The organism is Faecalibacterium sp. OM04-11BH, from assembly GCF_003482185.1.
In the GTDB taxonomy this organism is placed as follows: Bacteria; Bacillota; Clostridia; order Oscillospirales; family Ruminococcaceae; genus Faecalibacterium; species Faecalibacterium tardum.
In genome coordinates, this window is record NZ_QULS01000014.1 from 18584 (window position 1) to 40142 (window position 21559).

Consider the following 21559-nt stretch of genomic DNA (forward strand, 5'->3'; position numbering starts at 1 on the left):
ACCTCCGATTTAATTACTCCCGTATGAATAAATTATATCATGCAAAACAATTTCTTCTGCCCGGTTGTGAATGTTATTACAACGCTGCACCCATTCCATTTGTTGAGTTCGCTTCAATTCCTCTGTCACGCCCTCGGTGGCTTTCATCTGCTCCATGATAGTGTCTAACCGTTCCTGTGCCTGTTCGTTCAGGTCTGCAAGATATGTCCACAATTCTCCGGTCAGTATCAATGTATTCAATCTGGCTGGGTGGACTTCCCTTAAATATTCCCGGTGCATCCGTCCGTACTTTCCGATAGGGCGGTGTTCCTCCGGCAGTTTCAAGTCCGGGATGTAGTAATCTCCGACAAGGATATAATCAATTCCGTTTTCCGTTATTCTTGGTTTCAATTCTCTCATGTTCCTTACCTCCTGTGGAAGCAGGCTCGTCTGGTACTAACTCAATCACATCGGTAATCTCACAATTCAGCGTTTCGCAGATACGGGCTAATGTATCCATGCTGATGTGCTTTCCCTCTTTGCTCATGTTGGCAATCATATTTGTTGTCATACCAGCAGCAAGCCTTAAATCCTCTTTCCTCATATCACGCTCTAACAGTGTGTGCCAGAGTGGTTTATAGCTGATGTGCATATTGTTTTCCTGCCTTTCTATCCATACCACCGGGGCGGCTGCCCCGGCAGGAACTTTTCTCTTATTATAGCACCAATCTTGTGAAATCACAATTTATTCTTGTATCCTGCCGCTGATACCGTCTGGATTGGTTTTCCTTTCTTTTTTGTTCCCTTTAATTAGCCATGAACTGCTTCATGCCCTGGCTCTTGGCACCGGGGTTATCCGAGCCATAACCTTCCAGCAGATTTACTGCGCCCCAAACACCGAGACCGGCACCCAGAGCCACCACCAGAGTCTGCAGAACTTCCACAGCAGAGTTAAAGAATTCCATAGTCGTTTCTCCTTTATAATTAAAACCTTGCAGACCATCCGTACACATCTGAAGCCGCGTACTGGAACCGCAAACTGCGGCGGGAGCTGGCTTACCGGTGTACCTCTCCGGCCTGATAAAAATAAAACCGTCTGTCCAATCAGACAGGCGGGAGAGAATCAGCATCCACCACAACAAACGCATCGTTGGGGTGGATTTTTATTTTCGGGTGAAGATATTTTTCAATATCAAACGTATTTTTGGGGTCGTAGTCGGCGGTCAGTTTATAGTTTGGATGCTGGGTTAAATCGTACTTTTCACTCAAAAAGGGGCGCACACCGCGCAGCTGCAGGATGCACTTTCCGCCATCCAGCACAGCAAGCTCATCGCGGCTCATAAGTTCATGGCCAAGCTTCTGAAACGATGTGCCATAAGACGGTGAGTTACCGCGGGTATCCGATGTGTTGAAGCTGTCGATGGTCTCTTTGCCAAGCGCTTCGGAAAGTTCTTTCAGGGTAGTCGGCTCGCTGCCGCCCAGAAAAATTTGCGAGTCCATGTTGCCCACAATCGTATCCGCATTATCTTTGTAGATAGCTTTCAGCTGACTGCGGGTCTGCAAGACAAGGCAGGCTGAAATCTCACGGCTGCGGATGGTAGCCACCAGCTTTTCCAACTGCGGAATCTGCCCGATGTTGGCACACTCGTCAATCAGACAGCGCACATGAACCGGCAGTTTACCGCCATATTGGTCATCAGCCTTGTCGCAGAGCAGGTTGAACAGTTGGGTGTAGATCATCGAAATCAGAAAATTGAAGGTGCTGTCCGTATCGCTCATGATCAAAAACAGCGCCGTTTTCCGGTCGCCAAGCTTGTCCAGCTCCAGTTCATCGTACATCGTGGCATCCCGAATTTCCTGAATATCAAAGGGCGCAAGGCGTGCACCGCAGGAAATAAGGATCGATTTCATCGTTTTGCCGGCAGCTAACTGGAAAAGACGGTATTGCCGCACGGCAAAGGAGTTCGGTTTCCGCTTACTGAACTCTTCAAACAGCAAATCCACGGGATTCTGATACTCTTCATCGTCCTCTCGGACTTCCATGGCATTGAGCAGCTGCAGCAGCGTTGCAAAGTTTTGTTCTTCCGCCGGTGCCTCGTAATGCAGATACGCAATCAACGCAGTATAGAGCAATTTTTCGCTTTTTTCCCAGAACGGGTCGCCTCCGGTCCCCTCCCCTTTTGTATTGGCCATCAGGGTTGTAACCAGTTTCAAAATGTCCTTTTCTTCGTGGATATAAGCGAAGGGATTATAATGCATCGACTTGTGGAAATTGATGGTGTTCATCGTCTTAATGAGGTACCCTTTCTTTGCAAGGGCATGTCCGCACTCGTAAATGAGACTTCCTTTCGGGTCCGTAACCACGAATGAAACCGGAAAGGCCTTAGAATCACATTGCAGCAGGTTCGGCTTAATAAAAAATCTCGTCTTACCACTGCCGGAACCTCCCACTACCAGAACATTTTTGTTCCTCGCATTCTTGGGGTCGGGCGGACGGTTGCTCATCATCAGACGTTCAGTTTTCGTCAGAATGATGTTGTCCTCGAACTTCGGAGCCTGAAACGGCTCAATGTCCTTGGCATTGCCCCACCGGGCTGAACCATACTCCATGCCATGCCGGTATTTCTTTGCATTCTTGCTTTTCAGGTAAACTGCAAGCCGAAGCCCGGCACCGCAGCAGATGCCCACCAGAATGTCCAGCGGATGAAGGCTCGGCAGCGGATTTGCAAAGGCGGCCGGAATCGTGCTCATCAGAGACAGAATCTTATCTCCCATCTCTTTGCCTTCAGCCAGCCGCCATGCCTCACCGAAATTCGTTGCCGCAAGTCCCAGCAGAAGGTAGGGCAGATACAGAGCCAGCAGCTTGGAAAAATTCTTTTTCATAGGCCAAGCTTCTGATCTTTGTTGCGGACTTTATCTGGAATCGCCGCCACCGCCTGCACCAGTTCCTGCAGTTTTGCCAGCACGGAAGGTCGCTTGGTTTTGTTCAAAACCGAAGCCGAATATTTTTTGAATGCCGCGCTCAACGCATCCGTGTCCTGTGCCTTGAAATAGACCATATAGCGGGGCGGCGTGCAGGAAATATCCTTTTGAACCGCATAGTCAATGTGGTAGCGCTTGGCATATTTCGCAAAGCCTTTGATGCCGGTTTTCTCGATTTCCACATTGGTCACACCCCGGTTCTGCCGAATCAGGCGCTTCATGCTCTGTTTTCCCTGCGAAGCATTCTTGTCGTACTGCCGCAGCAGAAACTGCGCACCTTTCAGGAAAGTCCGGGCCGTCAGCTTTGTGGTTGAAATGGCAAAGTTGACTGTCTTGTGTTCAACTTCCTCCTGCATTTATACCACCCCCTCTGCAGGAATATCTCCTCATCGTTCGTGCGCCGCCGGGGGCTTTGCTTTTGCCGTTTCCGTCCGCACATTTTCGTCCGGAACAGGCAGCACCAGCATTTGACGGCCCAGGCGCATAAAAGTTTCCGGCTGATGAAAGAGCTCCTCGTATTTCTGCGTCAGCTCCGGGGAGAGGGATGCAAAATCCTCCTCGCCCAGACCCACCGCCAGAAACGTTCCGGCAACCACATCATAGGCCTCACCGCTTTCATCCCGCAGAGTGCGGTTCAGCGGCAGCCCCATGAGCTTGCCGTCATCGTTGTAAACGATGGCCACCGGGTCTTCAAAGGGATAGCTTGCACCAATCGAGCCGCCGACCGCCTGCTGCAGCGCTTTCAGGTCATTGTCAATCTCAATCGGCTTCGGATGCTGCCCCGGTGCGATTTGCAGCACCGAAAGGGTATTCTTTTCCTGTTCCATCCGTATCCTCCTTTACCGTAATCACAATTTCTCCGGTTCGTGCCGCCTGCATCAGGGAAGCGGCAAAAAAGCCGCAGAAAACGCCCAGTTCAAAGAAAGCAAAGCCCACAAAAAAGCTCATCATTGCGGCCTCCTCAGTCCAGACAGATGCAGTTCAGGTTCTTTCCGTCGGCCATAAGCGCCGCGCTGTGCTGTTCCAGATACTCCTGAATGCAGTGCAGGTCGCCCATCGTCAGGGAGACATACTCGCCTTCCATGTTGAAGCGGACGAAGACGACCGGGCCGGTCAGGTAGCGCTTGCCCGACAGCTCCAGCACCTGCTTGGGGTTGTAGCAGCCCGCCACGGGCAGCTCCTTGGAAATGCCGAAGGTGTCATCCGTCTCGTCAAAGCAGGGCAGAATGCCGGGCGCTTCCTCCAGCAGAATGGCGCTCAGGTCCCTCGCCGGGCCGACTGCCGCCAGATAAACCTGCGGGTCACCGTACTTGCGCTCCGCAATGTCGCTCATCTTGTTGAAGAAGCCGGAAACGGCACGCTCCATGCCGTCGATTTTGCGGCTCATGTTCTCAATGGTCTTTGCGGTCTTGAAATCAATCGTGGTATTCATAGTCGTTGTCCTCCAAAATTTTGCAAAAAAGAAAAGACCTCATGGGTCTTCCGGTTCCGATTTTGTCAGCGTTCGTTCTGACGCTGTTGTCTGCGCTGCCACTGTTCCAGCAGCTTGATGATGACATCTTCCATCTGCCGGGGCGTGTAGCTGCGGGGAAAATACTTTTTCAAGGTATCGTTTTTGATGACCACCTTGTCCAGTTCATCCTTTTTGGCTTCCCCCATAATGGCAAAGGCGGCCTCATAGGTGAGCTTTCCTTCCTGCGCCAGCTTTTTCATTCGCTGCGCCTGCGACAGGGACGGCACGTTTTGGGTCTCGTCCATGGCCTGCAAAAAATCCCGCTGTTGAGCCTCGTCCAGATAGGACAGTTCCACAGCGGGATTGAAGGAGACTTTCTTTTCATCTACAAGGTCGAGCAATTCGGGAATAAGATTTGTCAGGCGGATGAAGCGCTGGACTTGTTTGCCACTTTCCTCGTTTCCTTTTCCGACCAAATCAGCCGCCTCCAACTTCCCGACAACTTGTCGGGAAGTCAAATCCGACCTAGCACCTTGATTTTTTAGTGCTTTCAGCTTCATTTTGTAGGCAAAAGCCCTCTCGCTGGGCAGGATGTATTCACGCTGAAGATTGCTGTCCACCATCAATATCACAGCAGCATCGTCCGACATCTGCCGCACAATGACCGGCAGCGTTTCCAGCCCGGCAAGTTTCGCCGCATACTGGCGGCAATGCCCGGAGATGATATCATAGCCGTCACCGTCCGGGCGAGGACGGGCAATCAGCGGGGCCAGTACGCCGTACTGTGCCACGCTTTCCACCGTGCACTGCATAGCCTCATCGTCCAGCACCTTGAACGGATGCTCCTTGAAAGGAAACAGCTCCTCGATGGGAATCTGCTGCACTTGCTCCCGTTTTTGTTCCTGCCGGGCTTCTTCGGTGGAAAACATCTCATCGAGACCTTTCAGCGCCAAGTTTGCGTTGCTTTTCGGCATCGGCCAGCACCTCCCTCGTCAAAGATTGATACCAAAAGTAACGGGCAAGGATGAGATATTTTTCAGTTTTGCTTGGCATTTTGTCTTTTTTCAGATTTCAGCGTATAAAAAAGCGGACAACCGTTTTGGGGTTGTCCGCAGAAGGATGTATTGTTTTCGTCACTCGATAAATGGGAATTTATCTAATTGCTTTTCCGATATGTTTGTCTAATCTCCACTGTGGGGCCTTCCCGTCGTCTGCCCAATACTCATCCATTGAAACAATTTTATCCTCTTTGGTTTTTATGAAAGACGTGACATGAAAGGAAGAGTTTCTGCCTTTGGGATATACATTTACAACCGTAACGATTAGGTCATTCAGCATTTCGACTCTTTCAACGCTACCCTCCCAATCACCAGGATATTCACAATTAGCAATAATAAATTCATCAACATTAAATCGCTCATTGGTGCAATGCCAGTTTATATAGGCATCGTTCTGAAAATACTTTCTGATTTCGTTCTCATTTTGATCGAGCACTACTTTCCAAAAATCATATATATTCATATTGGTCAGATGTTCCTCCGCAAATTCCGAGTTATCCCCCTCAATATACCACGCTTTTCCCTCGCAGAAAAGCTGCTGCGCACAAAAGGCTTCTCCGGCAACTATCCGCGCCCCAGCTCATACAATCTAACAACTATGTACCGGGAGGGATATCGTGTGCTGCTGACCTTACTGCAATTTTTCGCCACAAAATTTCTGTTTCTGGCGCTCCATCTGGAAAGCGGCTGCTTTCCGCGTCCGCTCACAGCCCGTGAAGAAGCTGCCGCCTTCAGCGCCCTGCGCGCCGGGGATGCCGCCGCCCGGGAAAAGCTGATCCGGCACAATCTGCGGCTGGTGGCGCACATCGTAAAAAAATATTGCGCCCTGCCGGGCGACCAAGAGGACCTTGTTTCCATCGGCACCATCGGGCTGATGAAAGCGGTAGATACCTTTGATGCCACACGCAAGGCGCGGTTTTCCACTTATGCAAGCCGCTGCATTGAAAACGAGATCCGCATGCAGTTCCGGCGGGAGCGCAAGAGCGGGCAGACCGTCTCCTTACAGGAAGCTTTGGAGGCAGACGGGGACTCGGCGCTGACCTTAGCAGACGTGATACAGGACGGCTTTTGCATGGAGGACAGCTGTGAGCGGCAGGAGGATGTCCGACGGCTTCGGCAGCTGCTGGACACTCTGCCTGCCCGGGAGAGGCAGATCTTACTGTTGCGGTACGGGCTGGCCGGGCAGCCGCCCCTGACCCAGCTGGAGACCGCCGGGCTGCTGGGCATCAGCCGCAGCTATGTTTCCCGGCTGGAGACCCACGCGCTGGAACTGCTGCGGCAGGCGTGGGGCAAAAACAGTTAGTTTTTTCACTCCTGCAAAATTTTCAACTGCAATTCGTCCAGTTGTTCAAAAGTGTACAGGCGGTTGAAAGCTTCCACCAGTTCCTTTTTGGAAAGGCGCGGCGGCAGCCCCAGCGCATTCAAGAGTCTAGCCTTGCGCTCGGCGCTGCCGGGCTTACCGGAAAGCCCCCACTCGTACAGGTCGGTATAGGTGATCTGCCGCCCCACCGGACGCACCGGCGCGGCTCCGGCTTCTGCGCCCAAGGCGTCCAGCAGCGCCTGCCGCACAAGGGCGTCGTCCACGCCCTCTACCCCCAGCAGACCCTCCTTGCCGGGCTGCGCCTTGCGCTTTTCCTTGCCATGGATGGCGGGCACATAAGCCTGCACCACGTTCTGCGCACCCACCATGTTGGTGATGTAGTTGCGGATGCGGAAACCTGCCGCGTCCGAATCTGTAAGTAAGATCAGACCGTTTTTCTGCGCCAGCGCCCGGAACAGTTGCTGGCGCTGTTTGTCTTTATAAATGCCAAAACCATCCGTCAGCAGGATCATGGCATCGGTCAGGTGCGCCAGACGGACGGCATCGTATTTGCCCTCCACGATCAGCACCCGGTCGGTATGGATCATCTCGCTTTGCATCATCTTCCGTTCCCCGCCAGCGCCAGACGGCACAGTGCTGTTTCCAGCAGTGTCTGCGCCGCCACAGGCTGGCTTTTCAGGCTCTGGTCCAGCTCCAGCAGCACCTGCAAGCAGGCCTCCAGCTGGGGCAGGGTGTAGTGGGTGGCAGTCTCTGCCGAGCGCTTCAGCCGGTAGTCGCTGCCCTTATAGCCAAAATCCTTGTGCACTGCACTGTAATTTTTCCGTTTTGCCGCCCCAAGCTTGACCCGGTACAGGTCCACATAGCTGCCAATCATCGCCGCTGTAATGGCGATGGGTTCCTGCTGCAGCCGCAGCAGAGTCTGTAACTTTTTGCAGGCTCCGGTGGCGTTTTTGGCTGTGATCATACGGATCATCTCGAACACATCCGCTTCAAGGCTCACTGTGCCCATCTCTGCCACCATGGAGGCGCTCACGGTCTGGTAGCCGGACAGGGCACAGAGCTTGTCCACCTCGTTTTCCAGCAGAAACGGGTCCTCGCCGCAGCGCTCCAGCAATGCGGTGGCTGCGCCGTCCGGCAAGGTTGCGCCCTGCGCCTTTGCGCGCTCCATCATCAGATTTTTCAGTTCAAAGGGGCGGGGCTTTGCCAGCTCCTCCGTGTAGCCGATGGCTTTGCACTGGGCTTGCAGCTTTTGCGCCTGCTTGCCCAGCTTGAGCTTGCTGCGCTCCAGCGGGAACACACTGCCCAGCACTGCCACGGCGTTTTCCAAGCTGGAAAGGGTGCTGCACAGCTCGTCCAAATCCTTGCTGCCGTAGGCAGCGGGGTCTATTTCCGGCAGCACCACCACGCGCCGGGTGCCAAAAAAGGAGATGGTGCCCGCTGCCATGATAAGCTGTTCCAGCTCCGGGGCGGCACCGTCCAGGATGGTAGCGTCCTCGTCGCTGTCTGCCGACAGCACCCGCACCGCCGCCGCCACTGCCTGCCGCACCAGATACCGCTCGCTGGAATAAAAATAGTAGACCGGGCAGCCCTTGTCGGCCAGCTGCCGGAGTTTTGCTTCCGTGGCCATGCAAATGCCCCTTTCCTGTTATAAATTGCTCTTTGTATTGTACCACACTCGGCCCGGATTGCAAAGCGCTACCCCAGCCTTTCGCCGCCGGTGCGGCGCAGACTGAGGGAGGCAGTGTACTGCGTTTCCGGCGGCATCCAGCTGTAGCTGCGCAGCGCCAGCAGCTTTTGGTACTGCACCACCTCCGGCTTTTTGGCCGAGGCCACCAGCCACTCCGTTTGCAGCGGCTGCGCCAGCTCTGCCTTTCCGCTCAAGGTCACAAACTGCCGGTTGCCGATGCTCAGCCGCACAAGACATCCTTCCCGGGTGCGCAGCAGTTCCACCGCCGCCGGGGTGCAGCGCAGCTTACGGCTGGCATTGACCGGCAGACGCTCTGCCCGTATACCCTGCTGCGCGGGCAGGGTGCAGGCGTTTTTTGCATTCATGCGCAGGTCTGCCACCAGTTCTACGGTACGCACGCCCCGCCGTGCCAGCTGGTTTTCCACCGCACGCTGGGCGGCGCTGCCGCCCCGGAACAGCACCACTGCCCGGTCGTTCTGGGCAACCACTACCGCAGGTGCCTGTGCGCTGCCCACAAGGTCGATGTGCACCACGTCCCGGCTGAGGGCGTTGCCCAGCCCGATGCCCACCGCTGCTGCCAGCAGAATGCCCGGCACTGCCACCCGCAGACGCACCCGCCAACGGAAAGCCAGCACCCCAAGCCCGCACAGCAGCAGACAGACCAGCGCTGCGTAGGCAGTATCAAAGTAGATGGCTGCCCCGGGCTTTGTGCTGAGCCAGACCGCCCAGCCGTTCAATAGCCCGGTGAGCAGGTCTGCCGCCCGGGAGAGTACCCCATGCACCGGTGCCAGCCATGGCACCAGCCCCGCAAAAGCCACTGCCAGTCCCAGCAAAAGCAGCGGCTGCACCATCCACAGCACCGCGATGCTGGAGACCACCGCCCACGCGCTGACACTCAGGCCCCGCAGCACCAGCACCGGGAAGGTAGCCGCCGAGGCACAGGCGGCAATACAGGCACTCTCTGCAAGCCCCTGAAGCCGTTCCGGCAACCTGATGAACCACGGGCGTCTGACCGGCTTTTGCAGATTTTCCCCTGCTTTGACCCAGAAGCGCCTGTCCCGGGCGTCCTGCATCCGGCGGATGCAGGCAGAACCCGCCACCGTGCCCACCACTGCCGCAAAGGAGAGTTCAAAGCCGATATCCCACACCGCATAGCTGTTGACGGCGGTCATCAGAATGCCTGCCGCCGCCAGCGAGGTGAGGGCGTCCGGAGGTCCCCACACCCACACGCCCAAGGCGCTGACCCACACCGCCACGGCGGCGCGGCGCACCGAGGGCGTAAAGCCGGTCACGCCCATCAGCACCAGCGCCAGCAGGCTTTTCCAGACTGTGCGCCGTCTGCGGCTGCGGTAACTCTGCTCCCAGCCGCGGGGGTGCAGGGCAGTAAAAATGTCCCCGCACAGGATGGAAACGTGCATGCCGCTGACCACCAGCACATGGGAAAGCCCTGCGCCCCGGTAGGCACTGCGCAGCTGCGCCGAAAGCCCGCTGCGGTCGCCCACCGTCATGGCAGCCAGCACGCCGCCGGTGTCCCGGTGCATCGCCCGGCGCAGGTTCTCGCTCAGTTTTTGCTGCAAGCGGTGGGTGCGGGCGCGGAAGCTTCCGCTCTCGCCCAGCACGGTGAGCTGCGGCTTTTCGGCCAAGGGCTCTGCCTGCAAGGCGATGCCGTCCGCGTACTGTGCCGTCCGTTCTTCCATGTCCGGTTGTTGCAGCGTGAACCAGCCCTGCACCCGCTGCCCTGCCGCACAGGCGGGCAGTTCTGCACAGGTGATGCGGAAGCCCGCCGGGCTGTTGTTCACGCTTTCCACCCACAGGGTCGCGTCCACTGTGTCCGAAAAATAGGTGCTGTCCGCGCGCTCCACCTCGGCGGTCAGCAGCACGGTGCGCCCGGCGTAGTTTGCCCGGGTACGCTCCAGCCGGGCGTTTGTAGTGTACACCGCACAAAGCCCGACCAGCGCGCCCAGCAGCAGGCAGACCGCCAGTTTACGGCTGCGGCGCGGGATGCAAAGCAGCAGCAAAAAGGCAACAAAAAATGCCGCAAACGGCATAAAAAGCTCCGTTTGCGGCAAAAAAGTCCACAGGAAACTAAGGCCCATCATTCCGGCGCAGAACGCGCAGAGCGGGCGGCGCATCCCAGCTTAGTGGAAGAACAGGGGCAGCGGCTCAAGGAAGATGATATCCTTGCGCTCAGAAGCGTCGCCCTCGGCCAGAACAGCGGCCTGACCCACGATGGTGCACTGGGTCTTTTCTGCCAGCGCGTCCAGTGCCTTCAGAGAGCCGCCGGTGGAGATGACATCGTCTACCACCAGCACACGCTTGCCGTTCATCTTTTCCAGCTCCTTGCGGTCGATGACCAGCTTCTGCTTGCCGGCAGTGGTAATGGACTGGTCCTCCACCACCACGGGGTCCGGCATATACAGCTTGACACCCTTGCGGGCGCAGATATAGGGCTTGCCGCTCTGGCGGCTCATCTCGTGTGCCAGCGGGATGCCCTTAGCCTCGGCGGTGAGCAGGATATCAAAATCCGGGCACTTTTTCAGCAGCTCCGCAGCAGTGGCCACGGTCAGCTCGGCATCGCCCAGCATGATGAATGCGGCAATGTCCATGTGGTCGTTCACCTTGCAGATGGTCAGCTCACGGGTCAGGCCTGCAACGTGCAGGGTATAAGTTTCAGCCATAATCAAAATCTCCCTTTCGTATTGGAATCAGACAGGCAGTTTTTCGCCGCCCAGAACATGGAAATGCAGATGCTTCACGGTCTGGCCTGCGTCCTCGCCCACGTTGGAGATGATGCGGTAGCCGTTTTCCAATCCCTGCTCCTTGGCCAGCTTTGCGATGACGGCGAAGATGTGGCCCAGCAGAGCACCATCCTCCTCGGTCAGCACAGCGGCAGAGGAGATGTGCTTGCGGGGAACCACAAGGAAATGCACCTTTGCCTGCGGGTTGATGTCGTAGAATGCCACCACCTGGTCATCCTCGTACAGCTTTTTAGAGGGGATCTTGCCCTCTGCGATCATGCAAAACAGACAATCTTCCATGGGGGAACACTCCTTCCTGCTTCTACAAAAGCCCGCCGCCCCGGCGCGCATCCGGCACCGGGGCACGGGACATAGATCCTTTTTAGCCCAGAGCCTTCTTGACAATAGCGCTCACAGCAGCCAGTGCCTCATCGATCTTGGTCTCGTCCTTCAGACCGGCCATTGCAAAGTCCGGCTTGCCGCCGCCCTTGCCGCCGGCAATAGCGGACAGTTCCTTGACCAGCACACCGGCCTTGAGGCCCTTTTCCTGTGCCAGCTTATTCACGGTAACAGCCATGGTGATCTTATCCTCGGCCTTGCCCACCAGAACAGCCACCACGGGGTTCACGGCCTTGTCGCGGATGCTGTCGCACATGCCGCGCAGGGTGTCGCCGGTGGTACCGGTAAAGTATGCAGAAGCGATCTTCACGCCGTCTGCTTCCTCGGCATTGTCGAACAGGCTGTCCACCTTGGAGGCGGCGATCTTGGCCTTCATCTCCTCCAGCTCGCGGCTCATGGCCTTGTTCTCAGCCATCACAGCCTCGGCGCGGGCGGGCAGAGCAGCCACGTTGTTGGCCTTGAGGGTGTTGGCCACATCATGCAGCATAGCCTCCTGCAGGTTTGCACGGATCAGCAGGTTGCGACCGGTGACGGCTTCGATACGGCGGATGCCGGCAGCCACAGAGGACTCGCTGACGATCTTGAAGCCGCCGATCTGGGCGGTGTTCTTGACATGGGTGCCGCCGCAGAACTCGGTAGACCAGCCCTCGATATCCACCACGCGGACCACCTTGCCGTACTTTTCGCCAAACAGAGCCATTGCGCCCAGCTTCTTGGCTTCCTCCACCGGCATCTCCTGCACGGTGACGTTCATGGAGTCAAAGATCTTATCATTGACGATCTTCTGCACCCGTGCCAGTTCCTCGGGGGTCACGGCGCTGAAGTGGGTAAAGTCGAAGTGGGTGATGGAGGCATCCTGATAGGAACCTGCCTGATGCACATGGTCGCCCAGAACCTCACGCAGGGCAGCCTGCAGCAGGTGGGTAGCGGTGTGGTTGCGGGCAATGGCCATGCGGTAGCCCTTGTCCACCTGTGCGGTCAGCACATCGCCCACCTTCACAATGCCGCTTTCCAGCACGCAGGTGTGGACGTAGTAGCCCTTGGGGGTCTTTTTCACGTCCAGCACGCGCAGGCTGCACTCGGCACCGTTCAGCACGCCGTGGTCGGCAGCCTGACCGCCCATCTCTGCGTAGAAGGGGGTCTTATCCAGCACTACCAGCACGCCGTCCTTTGCCTCCTCGTCGGTGGCAATGGCATCGGTCAGGGTCTCTTCATCGCTCAGCGCCACAACGGTGCCCTTGTCGGTCAGGGTGTCGTAGCCGGTAAAGACGGTGGGCTCGGCTTCCAGTGCGCCGAACAGATCCTCGCTCCAGCCGGAGATGTTCTTCTTCAGACGCTCAGCGCGGGCGCGCTCCTTCTGCTTCTTCATCTCTGCGTGGAAGCCGTCCTCGTCGATCTCCAGACCCTGCTCGGCGGCGATCTCCTTGGTCAGATCCAGCGGGAAGCCGAAGGTATCGTTCAGCTTGAAGGCGTCCATGCCGCTCAGCAGCTTCTGGTGTGCCTTCTCCAGACGGTCGATCATGTTGTTCAGGATGTTCATGCCGGCATCGATGGTGCGGGCAAAGTTTGCTTCCTCGGTGCCGATGACCTTCTTGATATAGGCGTCATGCTCACGCAGCTCGGGGTAAGCGGACTCGCTGGACTGGATGACGGTCTCCACCAGATCCACGAGGAAGGGGTGGTCGATGCCCAGCATCCGGCCGTGGCGGGCAGCGCGGCGCAGCAGACGGCGCAGCACATAGCCGCGGCCCTCGTTGGAGGGCAGAATGCCGTCAGACACCATAAAGGTGCAGCTGCGGATATGGTCGGTGATGACACGGATGGAGATGTCGTTCTTGGGGTCCTGCTTGTAGGTCTTGCCTGCAATGTGCTCCACATGATGCAGCACGCTCTGCACGGTATCCACCTCGAACAGGTTGCCCACGTTCTGCATCACGCAGGCCAGACGCTCCAAGCCCATGCCGGTATCAATGTTGGGGCGTGCCAGACGCTCGTAGTGGCCCTTGCCGTCGGCGTCAAACTGGCTGAACACGAGGTTCCAGATCTCCATATAGCGGTCGCAGTCGCAGCCCACGCCGCAGGTCGGCTTGCCGCAGCCGTACTCGGGGCCGCGGTCAAAGTAGATCTCGGAGCAGGGGCCGCACGGGCCGGAGCCGTGCTCCCAGAAGTTGTCCTCCTTGCCCAGACGCACCATGTGGTCCGGGGCAATGCCAACCTTCTTGGTCCAGATATCGTAGGCCTCGTCGTCCTCCTCGTACACAGAGATGTGCAGACGGTCCTTGGGGATAGCCATCCACTCGTCGCTGGTCAGGAACTCCCAAGCCCAGGGAATGACCTCGTCCTTGAAGTAATCCTGGAAGGAGAAGTTGCCCAGCATCTCAAAGAAGGTGCCGTGGCGGGCAGTGATGCCCACGCGCTCGATATCCGGGGTGCGGATGCACTTCTGGCAGGTGGTCACGCGATGACGGGGCGGCTCCTCCTGTGCCAGAAACCACTTCTTCATGGGGGCCATGCCGCTGTTGATCAGCAGCAGGCTGGGGTCGTTCTTGGGTACCAGGGGGAAGCTGTCCAGACGCAGATGACCCTTGCTTTCAAAGAAGCTCAGGTACTTTTCGCGCAGTTCATTCAAACCGGTCCATTGCATAGATCTTTCTCTCCTCAATCGTTTTTGGCGCTCAGGCGCCGTTTTTATGCTGTTATGGCAGAGGGGCGGCACGGAGAAAAAACAAAAAACAGCCCTCATCCCAAAAGGGACGAAGGCTGCTTGTACATCAAACTCCGTGGTACCACCCAAATTGCAAAGGATCACTTGTCCCCTGCCGCTTTCGGCGCATTAACGCTGCGCAGCGTCCGGTTTACATTCGCCGGAAGCTCCGGGGTGGCGCGAAATGATCCCGACCGGAGCACCTTACAGCCGTGGGCGCTCTCTCTGGACGGTGGTGTGTGCATTCCTGACCCCATCATTGCCATCTGTCATAATTTTACATTCCGCAAAGCAGGCACAATGCCCCTTTGCGTACAGCTAAATTATAGCATACGCAAAACGTTTGTCAACGGTTTTGAGCAAAATTTACGGCACCCAGATGCGGCGCACCTCCAGCACCTTGCCGCCCTGCACCACCAGCGTGGTATTATAGGTGGTCCAGTTATCGGGGTCTGCATTGATCGCTGCTGCCACTGCATCCGCGCCCGTAGTCTCCACGGCTTCGGCCTGCGGGTCGGCAGAACTGTCCTTCAGCACTACATCCTCTGCCAGCGGCATCGTCTTTTCTCCCATCTCATAATAGAGCGGGTAATCGTCAAAGGTCATCGTCCGGTAGGTGTCATCATCCTCCAGCTTCAAGTCCAGCCCGCCGGGCTGCTCCATGCCGCCGTTGATGCTTACAAGATGGTATTCGTCATTTTTTTCGATGCTCGTCACCGCATCGTTCACGACCTGATTCCATGCTGCACCCTCTTCGTGGAAGGTGATCTTGTCGCCAACGGCAAGGTTTTCAATATCCTCTTTCTTATAAATGTCGTAACCAAACACCTTTGCAGTCAATTTGCCGTCCTGTACGCCGGAGGTAATGGAGGCAGAAACAAATGTGGTGGTCTGCGTGTCATCAAGGTCATCCAGCGTCCACGTCAGCATGTTGATGGGCTCCGTGACCCCTTCCTCTGCCACATGGGACGAGGCCGGCACTGCACTGGATGCGGGGGTGCTGGCGGGGGTGCCGGAGCTGCCGCAGGCCGTCAATGCGATGCCCGCAGCCAGAACAGCCAGAATCTTATATTTCAGGTTCATAAAAATACCTTCTTTCTTGACGCGGTAGATTTATTCCGCTACAATAAAAACGAATCAAGAACCCATTCTATTGCAACTGATTTTAAGATAGAGAGGAATTTCCCGTGAAAATTTTAAAAGTAAAGTGTCTTGCCCCTACCCGGCTGGACAATTATCTGACCCAGCAGTACCCCGCCCTGACCCCCGGCCGCCTGAACAAGGCGCTGCGGGAGAACAAGATCAAGCTGAACGGCAAAAAGCAGCCGCTTTCCACCCGCGTGATGGCAGGCGATGAGATCAAGCTGTTCATTCTGGACGATGTGCTGGACGCCGACCGCCGGGTGGAAGGCCCCGCATGGAAGAACGCCCGCACCCCGGCACAGGTGGTGTACGACTGCCCGCAGATTTTGATTGTGAACAAGCCCGCCGGTGTTGCGGTGGATGGCCCGGAGGACGACACCCTGCTGAACCGTGCGCTGCTGTACCTGAACAAACAGGGCGAGTACAAGGAGAACGACCTGTACACCCCCGCCTTGTGCCACCGGCTGGACACCGGCACCAGCGGCCTTGTGATCATTGCCAAGACCCCGGAGGCTGAGGAGCTGTTACTTTCTGCCATCAAGAACCGCGAGGTGCAAAAGACCTACCTCTGCGTCACCTTTGGCCGTCCCATGCCGCCGGATGCCACCTTGGGTGGCTACCTGCTGAAGGACGCCGACCGCGGCATCGTGAAGATCGTGGAGGACAAGCAGCCCGGTGCCAAGGAGGTAGAGACCCGGTACGAGACCATCGCCGTCTCCGGCCGTCTGGCCCTGCTGAAGGTGCAGCTCATCACCGGCCGCACCCACCAGATCCGCGCCCACATGGCCAGCATCGGCTGCCCCATCCTTGGCGACAGCAAGTACGGCAACAACAGTGCCAACCGCGAGCTGAAGCTGAAGTATCAGGCGCTGTGCGCATGGGAGCTGACCATGCCCCGCTTCACCCAGCCGGACTTTGCCTTCCTCAGCGGCAAGACCTTCCACGCCCCGAAGCCGTGGTATTACCAGCAGGTGCTGGACGGCACCTTGAAGTAACAAAAAAGGAGATGTCCTGCCGGGCATCTCCTTTTTTGTTACTTACAATAGAACGCTCAGACCCGCACCATATCCGGGGTGATCTCCGCCAGCGTATGGGCACCGCACATTTGCATGGTGTCGGTCAGTTCCCCGGCAAGCTTATCGATGTAGCACTTCACGCCCTCTGCGCCGCCGCCGTAGACAGCAGTCACGAAGGGGCGGCAGATCAAAACGCCGTCTGCTCCCAGCGCCAGCGCCTTGAACACATCCACACCGGTGCGGATGCCGCCGTCCACCAGCACCTTCACGCCGGTGCCCTTGAGGGCTGCGGCGATCTCCGGCAGCACCTCGGCAGTGGCGGGGCACTGATCCAACACGCGGCCGCCGTGGTTGGACACCACAATGGCAGCAGCTCCGGCCTGCTTTGCCTTCAGTGCGCCCTTAACGGTCATCACGCCCTTGACGATGAAGGGGCGCTCGGCCAACTGCACGATCTCGGCCAGCTCCTCCACGCTCTTGCTGCCGGCGGGCGGGGTCATATTCTTCAGGAAAGGCAGACCCGCTGCGTCCACATCCATGGCCACGGCAAAGCAGCCGCTGGCCTTGGCCTGCGCCATTTTCTCGCGGATGGTGTCGATGTTCCACGGCTTAATGGTGGGCACACCGCAGCCGCCCGCAGCGCCGATGGCGCGGGTAGCCATCTCCATCACGGTGGGGTTGGTGCCGTCGCCGGTAAAGGCCGCAATGCCATTTTCGGCACAGGCGCGCACTAGCACATCGTTATAGGTCATGTCGGTGTAGGTATCGGAGTAGTGCAGGTTCACTGCGCCCACAGGGCCTGCAAAGAAGGGATAGCGGAAGCTTTTGCCGAACAGCTCCAGCGTGGTGTCCGGTGCACCGCCGGGGCACAGAGTATCCATGTTCACCCGGATGTCCGCCCACTTATTATAATTGCGGATAGCGGTATCGCCCACGCCCTTGGCACCCGGGCCGGGGATCTGGTTTTTACAGGCCACGCCGTTGCACACCGGGCAGGCCTTGCAGTATTGACCAATGCAGGTACGGGCATTGGCAAGTACTTCAGGATAAGTCATAAAAGTATCCTCCTTATATTTCCCGCCGCTGCGGCACAAAACGACCCACCGCAGTGCTCTTTGCCCTCAATATAGACCTATTTTAAAGGTGCGTCAAGGGCCTTTTGTGCTTTCCATCCATGCAGCAGAACGTTTTTTCGCGTTTTTTCGTCTTTTTTAAAAAAGTCTGATTTTTTTCAAAAAAATCCTTGACAAAAAGCCTGCTTTCAGGTATTATAGTGGAGCGCCAAGGGCACCCGCCCAAAGGCAGAACAAAAGATGTGGAAAGATGGCTGAGTTGGTCTAAGGCGCACGACTGGAAATCGTGTAACGTGTCAAAAGCGTTCTGGGGTTCGAATCCCCATCTTTCCGCCAGAAACCTGAAACAGAAATGTTTCAGGTTTTTTGTTTTGTCCGCAGTTTGCGGCGCTTGACATTTGCGTGCAGTTCCGTTATGCTGAAGCAAATACGTTTACCGGAAGGAGAGGTTTCCCATGGCATCTTCCCACAAAAAGCGCACCGGCCTGCGTGCGGCGCTGATCGTTCTGCTGTGTCTGGTTTTGGTGTGCGTGGTGGTTGCGGCAGTGCTGTACAGCTTCGTCAGCCGCAAGATCAAGGCATTCCAAAGCGGTGCCAGCTTTGCGCTGGACTACACCATCACCTCCACCGAGGCCGACCCCCCTGCTCTTTACGCCCTGCTGGACAAGTTCGGCGGCACCACCGGCAGTCTGACCGGCCAGTACACCCCCCGGGCGGTGCAGCTGGCGCTGTACCCAACGGGCACCAGCACCGTCAACGATGCCCCTCTGACCCGGATGTACATCAGCGAGGAAGAGACCCTGTACGACGCCGGACAGCTGTACAACAAGCTGCGCAGCACGGTTGTAGCCGAGTATCCGCTGGCAAGCCTGCTGCTGCCGGGCTGGTCGCTGGGCAGCTACATCTCCCAAGACCAGCTGGCTACCCTGCTGGGGGTAGACCCCACTGCCACCAGCTTGCAGCAGGTAAACGACTTTCAGCTGGATCTCAAGCAGCTCAAAACCGTGCAGCCCGCCAACGCCAAGGAAGGCTACCTTTACCTTCAGCTGCCGAACCTCGCCGCCGGTGAGGATGCGCCGCAGCTGATTCTGGGCATCGAAAAGCAGGGTCTGCTCAAGACCCAGTCCCCCAAGGTGCACATCCTGCTGGATGTGCCCGCCCACCATATCCATGCGGAGCTTTCCGGCACCGTGACTGCCGCCCAAACCGAGGTGACCGCGCCCACCTCCCGGATGCAGGACTCTGACGTGGAAAGCCTTGTGCAGCTGCGCAAGACCATCGAGAGCATTGTGCAGTTCGTGCAGAGCACCGCCCAGAGCGATGCTGCCGCCCCTGTTGCATAAAAAGCTTCTATAAACGCAAAAAAATCGGACAGACTGCGGTCTGTCCGATTTTTTTGCGTTTTATGATTTCTTACTTCTTTACGGTCTTTTTACAGGGTGCACGCTTTGCCTTGGGCTTTGCTACGGCAGGGGCAGTCTTGGCTTCCGTAGCGGTCGCTGCCTTGGCAGCCGATTCAGCCTTAGTAACAGGCTCGACCTTGGTTGCCACGGCGGGAGCTGCCTTCACCTCTACTGCGGGAGCAGCAGGCTCAGCCTTTGCCTTAGCAGCCTTCTTTGCAGCGGGCTTCTCCTCCACCTTCTTGGTGGTGCTGGGCTTGCGGGCTGCGGGCTTCTTGGCGGGAGCGGCTTCCTTGGCCGGTGCTGCCGTAGTCTCAGCAGCGGGTGCTTCCTCGACCTTAGCAGCACGCTTTACGCGATCCTTTACCTCAGAGATGACCCACAGCTGGTCGCCACCGCCGGGTACTTCCTGCCAGATCTGCAGCACAGCGCCCACCTCGGCACCAATGCCCACGGTGTCCACGCACTTGCCGCCTGCCCAGGAGGAGCGCAGACGCACCTTGCCCTCCGGTGTGTGTTCCACCTTCCACATCTGGGACGTGCCGCCCACGTCCTCCCACAGGTGCAGCCAAGTGCCGTTGGCAGTGCCGGTCATGGTCAGATCCAGTAACTTGCCGGAGGCGCGGTTGCGGATGCGGTACACACCATCGCCCTCGCGGACAAAACTCCACTCCTGCTCAGGCTTGTGGTCGTACTTGCCCAGACGGACAGTGCCACCGTCCTTGCTGCCCTCCACTGCCTGAATGACATTGCCAGTGTGAGCGGCAATGGTATAAAAGCGGTCGGCCTCGATCACGGTTTGTGCTACGGATTTCATGTATAAATCCCTCCCAATCATAAAATGCACAGATTTTTCCAATTCCTTCTTATAAAGAATACCACATATCGTGATTTTTCACAAGCAATTCGACAATTCTTTAGCATTTTATATAGAAAGCATCCTGTTTTCGCCTGCTTTTTCGCCCCTTCGCAGGGGAGAAAGGGCCGTTTTTCCCCCTCTCGACATTTTGCCGCAACTGCGTTATACTGTTTCTATCAGGACTATCTGCCGCTCTGGAAGGGGCGGCTTTCTCGTTTTTGAAGGAGGATATTTGCCCATGACCCAGCAGGACCGCACTGCAGTGCAGTATCACAAAATGACCGAGACCCCTATCCCCCGGCTGATCCTCAGTCTGGCCGCCCCTACGATTTTAAGTATGCTGATTACCAGCATCTACAATCTGGCCGATACCTTTTTTGTGGGACGCATCTCCACCAGTGCTTCCGGCGCGGTGGGTGTCGTTTCCAGCCTGATGGCTATCATACAGGCGCTGGGCTTTATGCTGGGGCACGGCTCCGGCACCATCATCAGCCGCCGCTTGGGCAGTCAGGATACCCACGCTGCCACCCGCTTTGCTTCCACCAGCTTTTTTACGGCGCTGGCCTTTGGCGTAGTGCTGGCAGTGGTCGGTCTTGCCACCCTGCCGGACTTCATGATGCTGCTGGGCAGCACCGAGACCATTCTGCCCCACGCCTGCGCCTACGCCCGCCCCATCCTGCTTGCCGCACCGCTGATGATCTCCAGTCTGGTGATGAACAACATCCTGCGGTATGAGGGCAAAGCAAACCTTGCCATGGTCGGGCTGGTCACCGGCGGACTTCTGAACATCGCGCTGGACCCGCTGTTCATGTTCGCTTTAGGGCTGGGCACTGCCGGTGCCGGCATTGCCACCGCCCTCAGCCAGACCATCAGCTTTGGCATTCTGCTGTATATGTTCCTGCATGGCAAAACGGTCAGCCAGTTCCGGCTTTCTGCCGTCACCCGGGAGCCGCGCGAGTTTTTGCAGATCCTTGCAGGCGGCGCGCCCAGCTTTGGCCGACAAGGGCTGAACAGCATCGGCGGGATGCTGCTGAACATTGCCGCCCGCAGCTACGGCGACGCCGCCGTGGCGGGCATGAGCATCGTGTCCCGCATTTTTATGTTCATCCTCTCGGTGGCCATCGGCGTGGGACAGGGCTTGCAGCCGGTGGCGTCCTTCAACTACGGCGCACGCAAATACCACCGGGTACGGCAGGCCGCCGTTTTTACCCTGAAAGCCGCCTTTGCGCTGCTGGTGGTGCTGATCGCGGTGTGCTGGTGGAAGGATGAAGCTTTAATCCATCTGTTCCGGGATGACCCGGAAGTCACCGCCGTGGCGCTGCCTGCCTTCCGTTACCAGTGCTTTGCCGTCCTTTTGCAGCCGGTGATCGTAGTGGCCAACATGACCTTTCAAAGCGTTGGCAAGGCCGGGCGCGCCACCTTTCTGGCCTGCTGCCGACAGGGCGTGTGCTTTATCCCGCTGATCCTTGTACTGCCCCGGGTGCTGGGGCTTGTGGGCGTGGAGCTCTGCCAGCCCATTGCGGATGCTCTCACCTGCTTCATTTCTCTGCCCTTTTTGCTGGCCTTTCTGCGGCAGCTGGAGCAGATGGACAAGGCAGAAGCGTCCCATGCCCCGGCACAGCTGTAATGCAATTGTAACCATTTTTAGCCGCATTTTTCTGCAAACTCTGCAATGAAAAATGCGGCTGTTTCGTATTCTGAGTGAACGGAAAAATTTTCCTCCCTGTTTTTTGCAAAGGAGTGTTTT

General features: G+C 57.2%; 22 protein-coding genes and 1 tRNA gene. 5 read left to right on the forward strand and 18 right to left on the reverse strand.

What is annotated here, in order from left to right; genetic code table 11:
- Window positions 1-9: 9 nt before the first annotated feature.
- The 9 genes from DXB44_RS11385 to DXB44_RS11430 all read right to left on the reverse strand — a co-directional run bounded on the left by DXB44_RS11385 (window position 10) and on the right by DXB44_RS11430 (window position 5935).
- Window positions 10-399 (reverse strand): TnpV protein, encoded by a 390-nt coding sequence (locus DXB44_RS11385; protein ID WP_009296082.1) that lies wholly within the window; start codon window positions 397-399, stop codon window positions 10-12.
- The gene (locus DXB44_RS11390) at window positions 359-631 is read right to left on the reverse strand and encodes a helix-turn-helix domain-containing protein (RefSeq protein ID WP_002593556.1); all 273 of its coding nucleotides are present in this window, start codon (window positions 629-631) and stop codon (window positions 359-361) included. The genes DXB44_RS11385 and DXB44_RS11390 overlap by 41 nt, the downstream gene beginning before the upstream one ends.
- A gap of 154 nt (window positions 632-785) precedes the next feature.
- Window positions 786-944, reverse strand: a complete 159-nt coding sequence (locus DXB44_RS11395) for a Maff2 family mobile element protein (RefSeq protein ID WP_118658799.1) — start codon at window positions 942-944, stop codon at window positions 786-788.
- Between the two features lie 139 nt (window positions 945-1083).
- Window positions 1084-2862, reverse strand: a complete 1779-nt coding sequence (locus DXB44_RS11400) for a VirD4-like conjugal transfer protein, CD1115 family (RefSeq protein WP_118658800.1) — start codon at window positions 2860-2862, stop codon at window positions 1084-1086.
- Complete coding sequence (locus tag DXB44_RS11405; RefSeq protein ID WP_118658801.1) at window positions 2859-3317, reverse strand: PcfB family protein; 459 nt, start codon at window positions 3315-3317, stop codon at window positions 2859-2861. Before DXB44_RS11405 ends, DXB44_RS11400 begins: the two co-directional genes overlap by 4 nt.
- Before the next feature lie 30 nt (window positions 3318-3347).
- Window positions 3348-3788, reverse strand: coding sequence for a DUF3846 domain-containing protein (locus DXB44_RS11410; protein ID WP_118658802.1), 441 nt, complete (start codon window positions 3786-3788; stop codon window positions 3348-3350).
- 134 nt (window positions 3789-3922) lie between these two features.
- On the reverse strand, window positions 3923-4393 hold the full coding sequence (locus tag DXB44_RS11420) for a hypothetical protein (RefSeq protein ID WP_118658804.1): 471 nt from the start codon (window positions 4391-4393) through the stop codon (window positions 3923-3925).
- A gap of 65 nt (window positions 4394-4458) precedes the next feature.
- Complete coding sequence (locus DXB44_RS11425; RefSeq protein ID WP_118658805.1) at window positions 4459-5388, reverse strand: ParB/RepB/Spo0J family partition protein; 930 nt, start codon at window positions 5386-5388, stop codon at window positions 4459-4461.
- 178 nt (window positions 5389-5566) lie between these two features.
- On the reverse strand, window positions 5567-5935 hold the full coding sequence (locus tag DXB44_RS11430) for a nuclear transport factor 2 family protein (RefSeq protein ID WP_118658806.1): 369 nt from the start codon (window positions 5933-5935) through the stop codon (window positions 5567-5569).
- A 156-nt stretch (window positions 5936-6091) separates the two neighbouring features.
- On the opposite strand from DXB44_RS11430, the gene DXB44_RS11435 reads away from it, so the two are divergent.
- On the forward strand, window positions 6092-6775 hold the full coding sequence (locus DXB44_RS11435) for a sigma-70 family RNA polymerase sigma factor (RefSeq protein WP_243111133.1): 684 nt from the start codon (window positions 6092-6094) through the stop codon (window positions 6773-6775).
- Window positions 6776-6780: 5 nt separating this feature from the next.
- Here DXB44_RS11435 and DXB44_RS11440 read toward each other — a convergent pair whose 3' ends face one another.
- The 7 genes from DXB44_RS11440 to DXB44_RS11475 all read right to left on the reverse strand — a co-directional run bounded on the left by DXB44_RS11440 (window position 6781) and on the right by DXB44_RS11475 (window position 15404).
- Entirely contained in the window at window positions 6781-7395 is a 615-nt protein-coding gene (locus DXB44_RS11440; RefSeq protein WP_118658808.1) for a DUF4093 domain-containing protein, read from the reverse strand.
- Window positions 7392-8420 (reverse strand): DNA polymerase III subunit delta, encoded by a 1029-nt coding sequence (gene holA / locus DXB44_RS11445; RefSeq protein ID WP_118658809.1) that lies wholly within the window; start codon window positions 8418-8420, stop codon window positions 7392-7394. The genes DXB44_RS11440 and holA overlap by 4 nt, the downstream gene beginning before the upstream one ends.
- A gap of 68 nt (window positions 8421-8488) precedes the next feature.
- Window positions 8489-10528, reverse strand: coding sequence for a ComEC/Rec2 family competence protein (locus tag DXB44_RS11450; RefSeq protein ID WP_243111135.1), 2040 nt, complete (start codon window positions 10526-10528; stop codon window positions 8489-8491).
- Window positions 10529-10618: 90 nt separating this feature from the next.
- Window positions 10619-11158: a phosphoribosyltransferase family protein gene (locus DXB44_RS11455; RefSeq protein WP_118658811.1), complete on the reverse strand. Its 540-nt coding sequence runs from the start codon at window positions 11156-11158 to the stop codon at window positions 10619-10621.
- Between the two features lie 27 nt (window positions 11159-11185).
- Window positions 11186-11518, reverse strand: coding sequence for a histidine triad nucleotide-binding protein (locus DXB44_RS11460; RefSeq protein WP_055186528.1), 333 nt, complete (start codon window positions 11516-11518; stop codon window positions 11186-11188).
- Between the two features lie 82 nt (window positions 11519-11600).
- Window positions 11601-14261, reverse strand: a complete 2661-nt coding sequence (alaS, locus tag DXB44_RS11465; RefSeq protein ID WP_118658812.1) for an alanine--tRNA ligase — start codon at window positions 14259-14261, stop codon at window positions 11601-11603.
- Window positions 14262-14687: 426 nt separating this feature from the next.
- Window positions 14688-15404, reverse strand: coding sequence for a hypothetical protein (locus DXB44_RS11475; RefSeq protein ID WP_055186526.1), 717 nt, complete (start codon window positions 15402-15404; stop codon window positions 14688-14690).
- A 104-nt stretch (window positions 15405-15508) separates the two neighbouring features.
- On the opposite strand from DXB44_RS11475, the gene DXB44_RS11480 reads away from it, so the two are divergent.
- Window positions 15509-16459: an RluA family pseudouridine synthase gene (locus DXB44_RS11480; RefSeq protein ID WP_118658813.1), complete on the forward strand. Its 951-nt coding sequence runs from the start codon at window positions 15509-15511 to the stop codon at window positions 16457-16459.
- A 56-nt stretch (window positions 16460-16515) separates the two neighbouring features.
- Here DXB44_RS11480 and DXB44_RS11485 read toward each other — a convergent pair whose 3' ends face one another.
- A complete protein-coding gene (locus tag DXB44_RS11485) occupies window positions 16516-17535 on the reverse strand; it encodes an alpha-hydroxy-acid oxidizing protein (RefSeq protein WP_118658814.1) in 1020 nt (339 codons plus the stop codon).
- A 262-nt stretch (window positions 17536-17797) separates the two neighbouring features.
- On the opposite strand from DXB44_RS11485, the gene DXB44_RS11490 reads away from it, so the two are divergent.
- Together DXB44_RS11490 and DXB44_RS11495 are read left to right on the forward strand one after the other, a co-directional pair.
- Window positions 17798-17889, forward strand: a tRNA-Ser gene (locus DXB44_RS11490).
- A gap of 119 nt (window positions 17890-18008) precedes the next feature.
- Window positions 18009-18896 carry a hypothetical protein gene (locus DXB44_RS11495; protein WP_118658815.1) on the forward strand — a complete coding sequence of 296 codons (888 nt, stop codon included), beginning with the start codon at window positions 18009-18011 and terminating at the stop codon, window positions 18894-18896.
- 70 nt (window positions 18897-18966) lie between these two features.
- On the opposite strand, the gene DXB44_RS11500 is transcribed toward DXB44_RS11495, so the two are convergent.
- A complete protein-coding gene (locus DXB44_RS11500) occupies window positions 18967-19770 on the reverse strand; it encodes an RICIN domain-containing protein (protein WP_118658816.1) in 804 nt (267 codons plus the stop codon).
- Between the two features lie 280 nt (window positions 19771-20050).
- Between DXB44_RS11500 and DXB44_RS11505 the strand changes: the two genes are divergently transcribed.
- Window positions 20051-21439 carry an MATE family efflux transporter gene (locus DXB44_RS11505; RefSeq protein WP_118658817.1) on the forward strand — a complete coding sequence of 463 codons (1389 nt, stop codon included), beginning with the start codon at window positions 20051-20053 and terminating at the stop codon, window positions 21437-21439.
- Window positions 21440-21559: the final 120 nt, after the last annotated feature.